At 65.4% G+C, this 13,869-nt stretch carries 15 protein-coding genes; all 15 read right to left on the bottom strand.

The window, feature by feature from the left end:
* Positions 1–341: 341 nt before the first annotated feature.
* The 15 genes from ACWHMB_RS05465 to ACWHMB_RS05395 all read right to left on the bottom strand — a co-directional run bounded on the left by ACWHMB_RS05465 (position 342) and on the right by ACWHMB_RS05395 (position 13,813).
* Positions 342–1,964: a YfjI family protein gene (locus tag ACWHMB_RS05465; protein ID WP_377482946.1), complete on the bottom strand. Its 1,623-nt coding sequence runs from the start codon at positions 1,962–1,964 to the stop codon at positions 342–344.
* Positions 1,961–2,485 (bottom strand): CHC2 zinc finger domain-containing protein, encoded by a 525-nt coding sequence (locus ACWHMB_RS05460; protein ID WP_377482944.1) that lies wholly within the window; start codon positions 2,483–2,485, stop codon positions 1,961–1,963. Before ACWHMB_RS05460 ends, ACWHMB_RS05465 begins: the two co-directional genes overlap by 4 nt.
* Entirely contained in the window at positions 2,469–2,768 is a 300-nt protein-coding gene (locus ACWHMB_RS05455) for a hypothetical protein (RefSeq protein ID WP_377482942.1), read from the bottom strand. The genes ACWHMB_RS05460 and ACWHMB_RS05455 overlap by 17 nt, the downstream gene beginning before the upstream one ends.
* Entirely contained in the window at positions 2,765–3,106 is a 342-nt protein-coding gene (locus ACWHMB_RS05450; protein WP_377482940.1) for a hypothetical protein, read from the bottom strand. Before ACWHMB_RS05450 ends, ACWHMB_RS05455 begins: the two co-directional genes overlap by 4 nt.
* A gap of 3 nt (positions 3,107–3,109) precedes the next feature.
* Entirely contained in the window at positions 3,110–3,313 is a 204-nt protein-coding gene (locus ACWHMB_RS05445; RefSeq protein ID WP_377482938.1) for a helix-turn-helix transcriptional regulator, read from the bottom strand.
* A 65-nt stretch (positions 3,314–3,378) separates the two neighbouring features.
* Positions 3,379–4,182 carry a hypothetical protein gene (locus tag ACWHMB_RS05440; protein WP_377482936.1) on the bottom strand — a complete coding sequence of 268 codons (804 nt, stop codon included), beginning with the start codon at positions 4,180–4,182 and terminating at the stop codon, positions 3,379–3,381.
* A gap of 1 nt (position 4,183) precedes the next feature.
* Complete coding sequence (locus tag ACWHMB_RS05435) at positions 4,184–4,399, bottom strand: hypothetical protein (RefSeq protein ID WP_377482934.1); 216 nt, start codon at positions 4,397–4,399, stop codon at positions 4,184–4,186.
* On the bottom strand, positions 4,396–5,667 hold the full coding sequence (locus tag ACWHMB_RS05430; protein ID WP_377482932.1) for a tyrosine-type recombinase/integrase: 1,272 nt from the start codon (positions 5,665–5,667) through the stop codon (positions 4,396–4,398). The genes ACWHMB_RS05435 and ACWHMB_RS05430 overlap by 4 nt, the downstream gene beginning before the upstream one ends.
* Before the next feature lie 217 nt (positions 5,668–5,884).
* Complete coding sequence (locus ACWHMB_RS05425; RefSeq protein ID WP_377482930.1) at positions 5,885–8,371, bottom strand: hypothetical protein; 2,487 nt, start codon at positions 8,369–8,371, stop codon at positions 5,885–5,887.
* Positions 8,372–8,450: 79 nt separating this feature from the next.
* Positions 8,451–9,236 (bottom strand): hypothetical protein, encoded by a 786-nt coding sequence (locus tag ACWHMB_RS05420; RefSeq protein ID WP_377542569.1) that lies wholly within the window; start codon positions 9,234–9,236, stop codon positions 8,451–8,453.
* Between the two features lie 10 nt (positions 9,237–9,246).
* Positions 9,247–10,161: a YaiO family outer membrane beta-barrel protein gene (locus ACWHMB_RS05415; protein WP_377482927.1), complete on the bottom strand. Its 915-nt coding sequence runs from the start codon at positions 10,159–10,161 to the stop codon at positions 9,247–9,249.
* Between the two features lie 13 nt (positions 10,162–10,174).
* Complete coding sequence (locus ACWHMB_RS05410; protein ID WP_377482925.1) at positions 10,175–11,155, bottom strand: hypothetical protein; 981 nt, start codon at positions 11,153–11,155, stop codon at positions 10,175–10,177.
* Positions 11,155–12,030 carry a hypothetical protein gene (locus tag ACWHMB_RS05405; RefSeq protein ID WP_377482923.1) on the bottom strand — a complete coding sequence of 292 codons (876 nt, stop codon included), beginning with the start codon at positions 12,028–12,030 and terminating at the stop codon, positions 11,155–11,157. Before ACWHMB_RS05405 ends, ACWHMB_RS05410 begins: the two co-directional genes overlap by 1 nt.
* The gene (locus tag ACWHMB_RS05400) at positions 12,020–13,459 is read right to left on the bottom strand and encodes a glycosyltransferase family 2 protein (protein ID WP_377482921.1); all 1,440 of its coding nucleotides are present in this window, start codon (positions 13,457–13,459) and stop codon (positions 12,020–12,022) included. Before ACWHMB_RS05400 ends, ACWHMB_RS05405 begins: the two co-directional genes overlap by 11 nt.
* A gap of 48 nt (positions 13,460–13,507) precedes the next feature.
* On the bottom strand, positions 13,508–13,813 hold the full coding sequence (locus tag ACWHMB_RS05395; protein WP_293219869.1) for an RNA-binding protein: 306 nt from the start codon (positions 13,811–13,813) through the stop codon (positions 13,508–13,510).
* Between the last annotated feature and the right edge of the window lie 56 nt (positions 13,814–13,869).

Genomic DNA, 13,869 nt, shown 5'->3' with positions numbered 1-13,869 from the left:
CTAACTACCCACCCAAAGGGGTGCGAATTACCCTGATTGGGGAAGGCTGGGAAGGACCCGCACCCTCCCTGCCGGTGCCCAGGCGCGGCCAGACTGCGGCGCCTGGGTGCACGCATGCGCGTGCCGCGAAGGGTGGAAGATATGGAAGAGATGGAGGAAATGAATTCAAGGGCTCGCGCTTACTTTCCATCTCTTCCATTTCTTCCATGGGTCTGTGCGCGTGCATGCGTAAGTGCAGAGAGAGAAAGAGACTTTCTTTATTCCTCTGACGGGCAATCCATGGAAAACGGTGGTGAATTGCCCTTGTCGACGCGGTGCCCCGCCGTGTTTTTCTGGGTTTTTCAGCCACGTTGCCCCCTCCCCGAAGACCCGCCTGCAGGAAATGGAAGAAATAGACGCGGGTTCACGTACCACAGGTCGGTGGGCTTGCCGCGCGTGTTCTTTCTTGCCTCGTGCCGCAGACAGCCATTTGCCTGCAGGCGGATCAGGGCGGCGGTCAGGCGCTCCTTCTTGGTGAAGCGGCCGTGCAGCGCCGCGTGCAGCTCGGACTGTTTGAACACGGCTTCGCCATCCGGCCGCATCACCCACGTCATGACCGCATCTGCATCGCGGTCGGCCTCATCGGCGGCCAGCAGGCGGAAGGCGGCGCGCGCGTGCTGGATCAGCACACGGCACAGCGCGACGGCCGCCTGCACGCTGTCGGCACAGATGCGCTCAGCCTGGGCGCCGCTGCTCACCAGCTCGAACAGCAGCGCAATGCGCGAGGCGGTGCCGGCCAGCTTGGCGCCCCAGTCGGATATGGCGTCCAGCTCGCCACCCGGCGCCAGCGCGTTCTCCACCTCCTGGGCGAAGTCCAGCCACAGCTCGCGCGCGTCTTCCACCAGGTCCAGTTCGGTGGGCGGCAGGTGCGGGCCGGTCTCGGGGTCTGGCAGCAGCGCGTCCACCTCGCGCGCGTATTCGGCCTGCAGCTCGGGCGAGACGCTGGTGAAGGCGCGCACGTTGCGGCCACCGACGAACGGGCGCGGCACGGCGTACAGAAAGCGCGCCATCAAGCCGCTGGCGCGAAAGCGGCTTGACCCGGCCGCGTCGTTCAACAGGTCGGGTTGCAGCATCAGGCCCAGCGTGACGGCCGCGCGGTCGACGTAGGCGGTGCGCGTGGTGCGGTCGACGCGCACCGCGCCCCCGGCGTGGCCTTGCAGCAGCGCGTCGAGAGACGGCCCGGCGCCACCCCCGTAGGTGCCGGCCAGCGTGGCAAACAAACCGCCCTCGTCGCTGAGCATGGCCATGCGCCCGCCTTGCTCCACCAGCATGGATTGCAGGCGCTCCACGGTCGCATCACCGGTGAACAGGCGCGGCGGAAACAGCTCGTCGGGGCGGGCGTTTTGCTCGTCTTCGATCCGCTTGCGGATGGCGTCCAGTTCGGTGGCGTCGCTGGCCTTGCCGGCCTCGCCCTGCAGGCGCTTGATGATGGCGTCGGACGCGATGCGGCGCGCGGTGTTGGCTGAGATGGCGCGGCGCATTTTGTCGCCCGCGCGCTTTTCCCAAGCCATCAAGGGACGGGTGAAGGCGTTGACGATGGCGGACTTGCGCGAGCCGCTGGCGGCCACGCTCAAAGACCACAGTGATGCCGGCTCGCGATAGTCACCTTCCAGGCCGTGCGGCGCCCCCACGTAGCGCCGCTGCACGCACGCGGCCAGCACCGACAGGGCGAACAGCGCGGACATGGTGACCGGGGTTTGCGTGCTCGCGGCCACGGCCCCGACGTAGCGGCCCAGCCAGCCGGGCAGCATGTCGGCCGTGATTTCGGGCGCCTGCCCAGCGCCGGCAAATGGCACCGGCCAATCGTCCAGGGCGGCGGCCGGCGCTGGTGCAGGTTCATCATGGGCCGGTGCCTGCGGGCGCGGCGGCGGGCGCAGTGCCAGCGCGTCAAGCGCGGCGGCAGATTGATCGAGGGTGCCGGTCATGCGAACAGCCCCCCGATCTTCAGGATGCGGCCAGCGGCCAGAAGCAGGCGGTCAAGGTCAACGCGCGTCAGCACCACGCCCTGCGCGATGTTGCCGGCGGCCACGGCAACCAGGTTGACCTCGGCGGCCAGCAGTTGCAGCGCGTCGCGCGCCGGCAGCGGCGCAGGACGCGACGGCGCGGCGCGGCCATCGCCCGCCCATGCGCCCAGCGCCTTGGCGGCATCGATGAAGCTCAGGCCCTGGGCGGCCATGTGGTAGGCCAGCACGTCGCCACCACGGGCGCCGCAGCCGGCCATGCAGCAGTAGGCGCCGGTCTGCGTGTTGACCCGCATGGAATCGTGGCCCCCGTGGAAGTTGCAAGCGGTGGTGCGCCACTTGCCCTTGCGCTCACGCAATTTCAGGCCGGCGGTGCCGGTGTAGTAGTCGGTCGGATCGGGCAGGCGCGTGCGGTCAAAGCCACTACGGCCCGCGTGCTGCTGCCCGTTGGAGGCCGGCGCGGCGTGCTCAGTGCTGACGTGCATCGTGCTCGACCTCCGACGTCAGTAGCGCGGTGAACGCGCTCAGTGCGGCCTTGTAGCGCCGCGTCTTCACCAGGCGCGGCAGGCTGCGCGGCACGCGCGGGCGCCAGGTGGCGGACACCATCGCCACGCCGGGCGCGCCCGAAAAGCGCACCGAATATCCTCGCCCGATGCTCAGCCAGCCGGTATCTTGGACGGCTGGATTGGGCTTAAAATCGACGTGTTCATTTTGATCGGCGCCCTTGGCTTCACTGGCCTGGGCGCTTTCTTTTTTGGGCTGGGTCATTGGGCGCTGCCCCCCGTCGGCCAGGTGCGGCCCTCAAGGGCGGCGGCGCGCGTCAGATGGCGCAGCTGGTCGTCTTCGTGTGCGAGCCCGACGCTTTCGGCGGCGCAGCTGACACCGTTGCCGGCGTCGGATGCGCGATAGACGATTTCGGACAGCGCGCGCACGATCAGGGCGCCATCCAGCCGGCCGGGGCCGTGGTCGATTTCGCTCAGCGCCAGACTGGCGAGCATCTCGATTGCGCCCAGTGCATCGGCGCTCAAGGTGTAGAGCGTGTCGGCTGCGGCCTTGAAGTCGGGCGCGGCCGGTGCGCGGCGGGTAAGGATTTGCGGGTCGGCCATCGATCAGCCCCCCGCCGTGGTGGACTTGGCTTGGGCGTCGCGCCAGGCGATCAGCTCCGCGCTATCAAAAACGGTGCAGCGCGCACTGAGGCGCCGGGCGCGCGGAAAGTCGTGCCGGGTTGCCACCCAGCGCCACAAGGTTGCGCGGGAGATGCCCAGCAGCTCAGCGGCTTGCCGTGGGCGGCTTGAAGTACGAACTTGACTCACTTGAACCCCTTTCGCCCCGCGTGATTGCGGGATGTAGGGATTCGAACGTCAGGCGGCGTTTGACGCTATGCCAGTCGCCTAGATCGATCCTTGTGGCGACTGGCATAGGCACGCACCTCGCGCAATGCCACTTGCTTGCCGATCGTCACGCCCCGCAGTGACGCGGCTTGGTGAATGAGGTCGGCAACCCACGGCGAAACCGGCAGACACCGGCCAAGCTCAGCGGACGCATGGGCAACAATGGATCGCGCCATCGCCTCGGCATTCAGGCGATCAGGGCGGATGTTTGGCCCCTTCTCGGTGCGCGCAACAATTTGCTCCCCAAGGTTCACCACGTCTGAAGCGACGTCCCACAGCGCAGCCAAGAATGAGCGCGATCGATCCTCATAAATTCCTGCCTCTCGAATGACGCACGCGACGTCCAGATGCCCCATGTGCCGCAACGCTTGGAACGGGTGCACCGCCATCAGGCTGGTGTCGGTCAATTGAAGTTGGTCGGGGTCAGGTGGAATGCTCGCCGCGGCATGCAAATCAATCGCACCGCGTGCAGCTTCGTCGGCCATCTGAATTGCCAGCAGCAATCGCTGGGCAGCACTGGTGATGGACTGAACATCGGAAACGACAGCGTTGCCGGCGGCTGTGAGGCCGCCCCCTCGCACATCGAAGAACCCGATTGCGTGGTCAATGCCGGTCAACAGCCGCTCGGCATCCGTCTGGCCGCGACGGTCGCGCGTGGAGTCTTTGAACCAGCTCGCCGGCACGTGGTGGGCACAGGCCGCTCGCGCCTCCTCGCTCAGGTTGCCGGCGCCGTACCAAATGGCTTGGCGCTGCCGCTCAAAATCTGGCTTCCGCTTTGCCGTCGCTGTCACGTCAGTCGCCCGCAGGATGCCCCACGGCGCGCAAGGCGTGGTGCAGCTCGCCGCGCACGGCGTCCCAATCGAGCGCGGTGGCGAAGTCTTCGGGGTCGGCGCTGGTTTGCGCCTGCACGATGGTGGCGTGCGCCGTCAGCACGGCCTGCACCAGTTGTTTGACGGCCTCGGGGTTGTCCAGGTGGGCGCAGTAGCGCCAGGCGTCGCCGGTTGTCATTTTCGATTGACCCTCTTCAGTTGAATCACGTCTACCCCCCGAATCGGCACCACGTCTGCCGGTGCCTGCACGGTGTTGCAGTACGCGGCCCAGTCGGCCATCAGCACGCGGCGCTTTTCAAACAGGCTGCCACGCTGATAGGCAGCTTCGGCCTTGTCCTTCAACTGGTGCGCCAGCGCGTGCTCGATTACCTCCCTCGGGTGCGCCGTCGATTCGCCGGCCCAGTCGCGGAACGTGCTTCGGAAACCATGCACCGTCAGGTCGGCGCGGCCCATGCGCTTGAGTAGTTGCAACCCGGCCATGTTGGACAGCGGCTTGCCCTTCGCGCCGGGGAACACGAACTCGCCCTCGGATTGGTCGCGCAGCTCGGACAAGATCGCCAGCGCGGCGTCACTGAGCGGGATAACGTGCTCCTTGCCGGCCTTCATCCTCTCGGCCGGGATCGTCCATACCTTCGCGCTCAGGTCGAACTCGCCCCACCGGGCATTGATGGCCTCGGACGTGCGCGCGGCGGTCAGGATGATGAACTCGACAGCACGCGCTCCCGTGCCCGGCATGGCCCGCAGGGCGCCCACAAACGCCCCCACGTCCCGCCATGGCAGCGCGGCATGGTGCGCCACCTTCTGCACTTTCGCGCGGGCCGGCAGCGTCATGTCCAGGTGGCCCTTCCAGCGCGCCGGGTTCTCGCCCTCGCGATAGCCTTGCACCTTCGCCCAATCGAGCACAGATTCGATTCGGCCACGCAGGCGCGATGCCGTCTCAGCCTTCGCCGTCCATATTGGTTGCAGCACCCTCAACACCTGCGCGGTGTCCACACGCGACACGGGCAAGTCGCCGATGATCGGGCTGGCGTAGGTGGCGAGCGTGTTTTCCCATTGCTGCCGGTGCTTGTCATTGCGCCAGCCGGGGGCGTGGGCTTCGATGTAGCGGGCGGCCGCCTTGTCGAAGGTGATGATGCTGGCGTCAGCCATGCGGCGCTGTAGTGTTGTTTCCCGCTTCGCTGCAATGGGGTCTATGCCGTCGGCCAGCCGCTGGCGCTGCTCACGGGCTCGCTCACGGGCTTCTGACAGCGAAAAGGTGTTGACGCTGCCCAGCCCCATTTCACGGGCCTTGCCGGCCAGCTTGAACTTGAACAGCCAGCTCTTTGAGCCGCCCTTGGCGACTTGCAGATACAGCCCTGCGCCATCGGCGTAGTAGCCCGGCTCCGTCAGCTTCTTGACCTGCAGCGCCGTCAGTGGCGAAGGTCTCCGCCCAACTCGACTCAGCATTTTTACCCCACCTTGTACCCAATTTAATGAGTGCAATTCTATGGGGTTTCGTGATACCACGCAAGCCTATTGAGTCGGCTCTAACTCATTGATATTCATAGAGGTTTGAGGCTTTCTGGTGGTTACGTGAGACTAACCAGAAAACGGACACCCCTTCCGCCAGATCGGCCATCAAGAAAACTCTCGTCATGACACGCGAGAGTCTCTTGGCCTCGACTCAGAATGGCGCCCACGTCGTACTGGAGGAGGCGCGGAACGTCAGCGTGCGTGCATTCGCGCCTGCCTTCACCAACCAAACCGTGCCGCCGTCGGCCACACTGCCACCGGACACCGCAGTGGGTCGGAGATAGCGAGCCTTGGGCAAGCGCCAGACCAGTTCCTTCAGACTGATCGGATGCGAAGCGGTGAACTGCGTCACCCCGTTGGCAAGACTCTGCTCACTCCATTGCACTTCATTGCGCTTGGCCATAAAGTCGGCCAGCCGCGGCATGGTGTACCAGGAGAATTTCGAGGCGCCTTTGCTGCGCACATAGGCCTCCAGGGTCTGGACCACGTCGATCCACTCCGACGCACCCGGGGGATGGGCATAGACCATGCGTGCGGTGTCATGCGTGAGGTCGAAATCAACCAGATCGAGGTACCAGTTGATGACATCCGCCTTCGGCACATTGAAATCCTGGAACTCCTCGAACGTTGCGTAAAGTCCCATCGGGGTCACCGGAACCACCCACAGGGTGGGCGTATTCAGGATGCCATCACGGTAGTCACGCGTCACGCCCAGCCCGGTATGACCGCCGAAATACGCGGATACCACGCCCTGTTGTGCAAGCCAATCCATGGCCCAGTGCGGGTTGTTTCCTTCCGGCGCGGAATAGTCCCGGGTCGGGTGTCCGACGGCGTTGTCGACTGCCAGACGATTGAGTACGAGAAATGGCAGGAAGGTGGCGCTGTTGGTTTCATTGGCATTCAAGCCATAGTAGTCATGGTCCCAGCCTCCATGAGAGCCAATCGAGTGCCCCTTCGCATCCATGCGACGGAGAAACGCCTGCATGGTCGGGTTGTTGTTCAAGTCGAAGCCCAGCCCGTCCCCAGGCACCACCGTGTCAGGACCGGCCGTGATGTGAATGCTCATCGGCCCCGCGTTGAAGATGCCGGCAGTTTCCAGTTGCAAGGTGGGTTGCTGGGCCTCCATGGAGTCCAAGTGCCAATTGAACATCATGCCCGGAACCCCGTTGGGCATGCTGGACAACTGAGCGCCTCCCAGCAGGTGCTTGACGAAATACTGAAGGAACCCATGCATGGGCAAGGCGTCCGTGCGACCCTTGAGATAGGTCAGCGGGAGGTTGACGAACAGCACGCGGCCGGCACCATAGGACTTCACCCCGGCCACCAGGCCGAACTGCGGCGACGTCGCCAGAACGGTTCCGGCGTACGAACCTTCGGTGACGTAGCTCGGATAAATCAGAAATCCCAAGGCGTAACCGTGGTAGGCCTGCAGGACGTCGGGGCCATTGTCACCGAGCCCAGTTCGAACGACTGCACCGCCATCAGCAGCGCCACCCGAACCGCCACCAAATACGCCGATCGCCTTCGTGCTGGCGGCCGCAACGAACCGACTGGCTTCGTTCGGCGCCGCTGCCCGTACGGCTTGGCCAAACCCCACCTGCGCCTTCAGTTCCTTCAACCGGTTCGGCGACCGGAGTTGGCTGGACGACGCCATCGGCTGGATCTGGTACTGCTGCGGGTCAAAGCCATGAACACCTCCCGGGTCGCCGGGACTGACCGGAAGATAGAGGGCCTGCCCGGGTCCGACGCCTGCTGCCCTCAACAACGGCACCTGGCTTGCCACGTCAATGGCACCGGCGGGACCAACCTGCAGCCGATCCTTGTTGCCGACGCTCGGGGGCCCCACGGTAATGGTTGTTGGCCCCACGGTAATGGTTCCGCCGGGGGCCGTTGGTAAAGCAACGGGGCCTGCCGTGGAAAATGGCTCCGACTTGCCGGGAGGGACCAGCAGCTCGCGCATGGTGGTGCGCATCGCCGTCACCGGACCCAAACCCACCGTGCGGTCGAGGTATTTGTCGTACAGGACGTAGTCCACCCCAGCCAAGTCGCTGAGGCGGGATTTCGGGATCGGATAAACCAAAGGCCCGTCCGCGCGGCGCGTCAATGCGGCAAAGTCGAACGTCAAGAACGTGCTGCCGCCGGCATTGGTGTAATCGTGCACCGCCGCCACCAATTGATCGGTGGCCACGGTATGGATCTGGTCAGGCAGGACCAGGCCGGCGTAGGCCAGGGCTCCGCTGGTGCCCAGGCTCAAGAACTGGGAGTCGGTGATGGGCGCCATGCGCACGCCCACTTCGCGCGCGGCATCCTCCCAAGCCATGATCCCGGGGTCCTGGTCATCGATGCCGTCGGGCACCAGAAGAAGCAGCAAGCCCGGGTCGGGCGCTGCCAAAGCTACGGCTGCCTTGACCGATTGGTCGGCGGAGCCATTCGCCACAGGTGCCGCGATGCCCCCGGCGCTGCCTGGCTGCACGCTCGCCGCGGCGCTTTGCTGGCTGACGGCCGCGGTATCCGATCCACCGCCGCAGCCCACCAGATTGACACACAGCAACACGGCCGCCAACCAGGCCACCGGCGCAGGCCGGAACCTGCCTGACAACCTGGTCGGGGGGCCAGCAAGGGTGAGGGTCGCTTTCATGGTCTTCTCCTGGGGAAAAAAGTGACAGAGTGCGAATCAGGGAGCGTTCGTGAAAAATTTTTTGAGCGGCGAAATCCAGTCAACCAAGCCTCGGTGGCCGCTGCACCAGGCTCATGAAGAACCCATACACGCCAAGCTGCCCCAGCAACTGGGGCAAAAAACTCGCCAGCAAATGGAGCGGCAATACGACCAACTGGCTGCCATGCACCAGCAACCAGGCCAGCGCCCCGACCTGCAACGGAATGCCGACCGCGATCAGCAGCAGCGCCGCCAGCGTGGCGGTCAACTTCTGCAGCAGGCGAAGAGGAAAGATGTAGAGAACCAGGGCATGGATCAGAGGCAGCGACCACAGCAGCGCCATGCCCAGCGTCAACAGCTGATTGAGCACCGCGTCGGCGGGCATGATGGCGTTTGGTCCGAGCGCGGCGGCCGCGATCAGGCTGGCCAGACACAGCGCAGCGACCAGGCGCAAGAAGTAGATCGTGGGCAGGCGCTCACGCGATAGTCGCAGAGAAGTTGCCGTCAGAACCAGGGTCACGCCGGCGACAGCCCACCAGTGCGCCAGTCCGGGCGCCGGCACCGACAACGCCACGTCCAGTGACTGAATGGACCCGCCCGGGACGGCCACCTCGACGAGATGAACTTGCGACGCCGTTCCAATGCCCAGATGCGGCCACGCCCATGCGAGCGCCTTCGACCAGGCTTCAACCACGCTGTCGTAAGCCAGCACCACGACCGCCATGGAAGCACCCAACACGCCCAACACACCCCATGTGTCGCGACTGCGCCAGACGTAGCTGCGCAAACCGCGATGCTGCGGTGTCAGGCGCGGCGGATGACGTCTCATCGGCCGCATGGCTGCCATGGGTCGGACATCAGAAGTCAAAGAACACCCCCGCAGTCACACCAGCGCGCGTGTAATAGGGATTGCGGTAATACTGCAGGCCCACCGTGTAGCCATAGTCCCGACCCAGCCATTGCCGCCAGACCGTGCTGACTTCAGTCGACGTGAACGCGACGCTGCTGGGTGCACTTCCGACGAAGGCACCGGCTGGAAGATAGGCCTCGCGGCCATGATCGATTCGGGTCATCCACAGGTGGTGTCCCTGCTGGCCCACCGTCAGCACCCCGTAGGCGCGCGCCGCACGGACGGAGCCGGGTTGCGATCGATTGAACATCGCCCCGCCCTCGGCGATCCAGCCGTCGGTGGAGTAATACGCAACGGAGAGGCTCGGCATCGTGTCACGATGGATGTGGTCGCCCCCCAGGCCCCGCATGACCGTCAAGCCCGTGACCCATTGCCGCGTGGCGCCCCACTTGCGGTAGATGCCCACATCACCCCGCAAGCGGTACTGGAACTCTGCGCTGCCGCCACTCACGCCTGCCATCACAAACCAGTCCGGCGACAAATCCTGCAAGATCGAGACCGCGCCCAACGTGCCCCGCTGATTGAAATGCCCCTGGCTTGCGAGCTCGGCGTTGATGGTGGTTCCAGGCGCCGGGCGCACATAGCCGCGGACATACACGTCGCGCCAGTCGCCGTCGGCGCCATTCAGGTGCGCGGCACCCACGCCCGCCTCGATTCGCCCGGTGGTCGGCGGCGGTGGCGCGACAGGAGCCGGCGCTGCGTTGCCTGCTGGCGCCGCCTTGCCCGCGTCGGATTGAGCCAGCGCCGGCAACACCGGCACCAGAGCGCCAAGCAACGCTGCGCCAAGCCACTGGCGGGTTGTGATCGCGATGTCGGTCGCCATGCGTCGTCCTCTTGCTTTGTTCGAGTGCAACTGGATCATGATCACCGATCCTTCAACGAGGACACTCGACGCCGATGCCGCTGTGCTGCAGCGCCACGTCCACGGCAGCGTCGAGCACCGTCCAGCCGATGGCGCTTGAATAAGGGCGGACGGAGTGCCGCCAGCAGGCGGCCTCGATGGGCGCCAACTGGTGCAGGTTCCAAGCCACCAGGCCCCACGCAAAGTGGTCGTCCGTGCGACGACGCCAACGATCGCCGTACTGGGCCATCCAGCTTGCCATGTCAGACCCCGCCTCGGCACGGGTTGTGAACACGCCCGGAACCCAAAGAAACGTGCGTGCCAGCACATGGGGATAAAAACTCTGATGTTCGAAGCGGGGAAAGGCCGGTTGCCAACTTCTTCCCTGGTCGAACTGGTGGCGAATGGCGCTTGCCAATGCGTCGGCCGCCTTGGTCCGACCGCTGGCCACCAGAGCGGTGTAAACCTCGACGTTGTCCATCAGGTAGTACGTCGGGGTATCGGCGAACACCTGATAGATGCCGGTCTCCGGGTTCTTGAGCCGGGCAAGCATCGTCTCGCTGCCCCGGACCACCGCCGGCATTTCCGACTTCACGCGGTCGGAAAGCAGGCCGTTGCGCAGCGCCAGGTACAACAGCTCGATGGTGGTGGCCGCCGTGGAATCGTCCGCATCGGCCTTGCGGCACGCCGTCCAATCGCGGTCGCCCGCACGGCAATAGCGATCGAACCCCCCGTCGGCACGCTGCCGCGGCAGCAGCCAGGCGAGCCACCCGTCCAGTTCGGCGCGCACGTCGACCCGCGCCTGCAGCAGGACAATGAACGCCTTGTTGACGAAATAGGGATCGACGAGGTCACCACCCACGGTGGTGAAGTAGGCGCCATCACCGGTACGAAAATCGGACAGGCCCGGCGGCTGTGCGGTCGCCAGCGCCGGGCCCGCGAGCAGGGTGGTCGCCAGCCCCGCCGCCAGCAACAGGGCTGACACACGGCCCAACGCAGGCAAATCGCGCAACATCACAGCGTTTCTCCCGCTTCGACGCAGGCGATGCGCCCAAACACGGTCACGTCGTGATCCAGTCGGACGTCCCAAGCGGAGACGCTCGCCTTGGCGTCCGCCCTGCCGACCACGCAATCCGGCCCCAACCAGACGCGCTTGCCGGCTGCCACCGGTCCCGACAGTCGATTGTTGCCGTGGCAATGCACAGAGCCTTGCACAAACAGTGCCCCGGCCAATGCGGCGCCTGCCAGCAACTCGGCATCACCATGAACCTTGACGTTGCCCGTGAGAATCGAGTCCTGACCCAAGGTCAGCGACCCTTGAACCACCAGGTCGGCAACCAGTGTTGTCGACGCGGGTAGTTCAAAATCACCCGCGTGACAATGGCGCGGGGGGTTCAACGCGTCGGCACATGAAGGCTCGGCCCTATTCTCCCGTTGGCGATCTTCACCTCGCACCTCGGTCCGAATGACCGGCGCCGAAAGAGTGCAAAAAAGCGAACCTGCACCGAGGTCGATGGCGGTCGTCGCGTGAACCATGCGTGGCAGACGCGCGCCGTCGCAGTGCACGCGCCGGGCACGCAAGACGGAATCGATCTGCGCGCCCGCTTCGACGATGACATCGCCGGGGTGATCCACCTCGTGGCGGCGATCACCGCTGCGCACGATCAATTCATCCGCGACCTGGCTGTCGTCGAATGAAGGCCGCGACTCGACCCCTTGCCGCTGCGGGCCTGCGCCGCCAATGGCCACCCCCGAGGGAAGCGGCAGCGGCTTCACATCGCTGGGATGGTGCATCTCGCGCCACGCCGGCCACAGAGGCAGGCCCAGTACGAGCACCGTGGCGCCGAACCACAGCACGACCCATAGCGAGCGCATCGGATCAGGTTCCATGGCTCAACCTCGGGGCGACATCCGCGCCCGCCGGACGATAGCGGATCGTCTTGTCCCACTTGAACTCGCGCCGCAGCAGCCGGTCCAGCACCAGGCCATCGATGGCCGCCTTGGACAGGGAAATCATGCTGACCAGAAAGCTCGCGAACAGCAAGGGCAAGAGCCGGATCCTGGCGCGATTGCCGTCAAGGTGAACCGCCGCCGCGACCTCGAAGAAGGCCGCAAAGTTGCCCAGGCAACTGCAGGCCGCCAATCCCATGAACGCCAGCAGCCCGATCGGCACCAACTCGCCAGAGTCCAAGCCCGCCGTGAGTACAACGATGATGGACAGGAGCCAACCCAGCAGCATCACGGGGGCCATGGCGTAGACACCCAGCAGGGCCAAACCATCCCAGTGCGCCATCGGGTTCATGGCCCGGCTGGTCGCCACGCTGCCGGCGTATCGGGCCAAGGCCTGGTTGTGGCCTTTGGCCCAGCGCCCGATCTGCCGAAAGCGCACCGGCCAGCTTTGCGGCACTTCTTCATAGCACTCGGCGTGAGCAAGGTAGGCCACGCGCCAGCCGCACATGAGCAGGCGATAGGTCAAATCCGTATCTTCGGCCAGCACGCCGTCGTGCCAGCCGCCCACGTCGTCCAGCGCGCTGAGGCGAACGCCACCCACGGTGCCACCGTACTGCGCCACCGCGCCAAGGTTGAAGCGGGCCTGCTGATCCACCTGATAGCCACCCGAGCGCTCCAGATCCAGCAGACGCGTCAGCAAATTGACGCCGGCGTTCTGGGGCACCACACGTCCCATCACGGCACCGATCTCGGGGTCGAGAAACGGAACCACCAACTCCTTGAGCAGTTTCCGCCCAGGCAGATAGTCGGCATCGAAGATCAGAATGACATCGGCCAGGTTCTCCCGGATCACGATGTCCGTCGCATCCTTCAGCGCGGCTGCCTTGCCCGGCGGGCCGGACACCCGATGAAATGGCCGCAGGCGCCCCGGATGCGCGTCGCAATAGCGCTCGATGATGGCGCGCGTGCCATCCGTCGAGCGGTCATTGACCGGCATGATCACCAGGCGGTCGCGCGGATAGTCGGCCGCGAGCAGGCTGGTGATGCAGTCGCCCACCACGGCCTCTTCGTTGTGCGCGGCAATGAAGACGGTCAGACGCGGCCACTCGGTCGTCTCGATGTCGACATAGAGCGAGCGCTGGCGCGCAAACAGGCGGTTGAGCGTGAACAGGTAGTGCCGCACCGTATAGAGGCCAAGCAGTACAGCAATCAGCACCAGCATCGCCATCATCAGCATGGGCAACCAGCCCGCGGAGGGCTGCATCGCCCTGGCCGAACCGTGAAACGCGGTGGATGGCCACAGGTTCGCCACCACAGCGGTCGTGGTGTATCGCGCGGACGCGCGCAGCAGCCTTTTAAGCGTGTGCATGGCCGTCCAACGTCACGAATGGAGTCTTCCGCGCACCATTCGTGCGCGTCACGCCGCACCGAGCTGGGCGCGCTCACGGGCCGCCACAGTTGCGCGCCCGGCGGTAGCGCCGCCCAGGTCGAGCACGAGGCCAAGGACGCCTTCGAAGCGGCGGATGCCCAGGGCATCCATTACGGCCTGTTCCTGCGCCATGGTTTCCATGCGCACGAAGCAGACGGCCTGGCGCCCGCCATCATGACTGGCCAGAAGAACGTCGAGCTGCCGGACTCGACCAAAGCGCGCGCACGCGCTGCCCAGGCTGCGTCGGACGGTGGCAATGTCCGAATACCGTTGTTGTTCGCGAATGGTGGTCATGTTCTCTCCCCTGCAACCGACGTGCTGCACGCAGCGCCTCAAACCATTCGGTTGCC

This window comes from Ottowia pentelensis (genome assembly GCF_964341695.1).
This window is presented reverse-complemented; position numbering and strand designations above follow the sequence as displayed.

Excerpts from the sequence above, each read along its gene's own strand:
- ACWHMB_RS05465 (WP_377482946.1), bottom strand. The coding sequence starts at position 1,964 with ATGACCGGCACCCTCGATCAATCTGCCGCCGCGCTTGACGCGCTGGCA.
- ACWHMB_RS05460 (WP_377482944.1), bottom strand. The coding sequence starts at position 2,485 with ATGCACGTCAGCACTGAGCACGCCGCGCCGGCCTCCAACGGGCAGCAG.
- ACWHMB_RS05455 (WP_377482942.1), bottom strand. The coding sequence starts at position 2,768 with ATGACCCAGCCCAAAAAAGAAAGCGCCCAGGCCAGTGAAGCCAAGGGC.
- ACWHMB_RS05450 (WP_377482940.1), bottom strand. The coding sequence starts at position 3,106 with ATGGCCGACCCGCAAATCCTTACCCGCCGCGCACCGGCCGCGCCCGAC.
- ACWHMB_RS05435 (WP_377482934.1), bottom strand. The coding sequence starts at position 4,399 with ATGACAACCGGCGACGCCTGGCGCTACTGCGCCCACCTGGACAACCCC.
- ACWHMB_RS05430 (WP_377482932.1), bottom strand. The coding sequence starts at position 5,667 with ATGCTGAGTCGAGTTGGGCGGAGACCTTCGCCACTGACGGCGCTGCAG.
- ACWHMB_RS05425 (WP_377482930.1), bottom strand. The coding sequence starts at position 8,371 with ATGAAAGCGACCCTCACCCTTGCTGGCCCCCCGACCAGGTTGTCAGGC.
- ACWHMB_RS05420 (WP_377542569.1), bottom strand. The coding sequence starts at position 9,236 with ATGGCAGCCATGCGGCCGATGAGACGTCATCCGCCGCGCCTGACACCG.
- ACWHMB_RS05415 (WP_377482927.1), bottom strand. The coding sequence starts at position 10,161 with ATGATCCAGTTGCACTCGAACAAAGCAAGAGGACGACGCATGGCGACC.
- ACWHMB_RS05410 (WP_377482925.1), bottom strand. The coding sequence starts at position 11,155 with ATGTTGCGCGATTTGCCTGCGTTGGGCCGTGTGTCAGCCCTGTTGCTG.
- ACWHMB_RS05405 (WP_377482923.1), bottom strand. The coding sequence starts at position 12,030 with ATGGAACCTGATCCGATGCGCTCGCTATGGGTCGTGCTGTGGTTCGGC.
- ACWHMB_RS05400 (WP_377482921.1), bottom strand. The coding sequence starts at position 13,459 with ATGCACACGCTTAAAAGGCTGCTGCGCGCGTCCGCGCGATACACCACG.
- ACWHMB_RS05395 (WP_293219869.1), bottom strand. The coding sequence starts at position 13,813 with ATGACCACCATTCGCGAACAACAACGGTATTCGGACATTGCCACCGTC.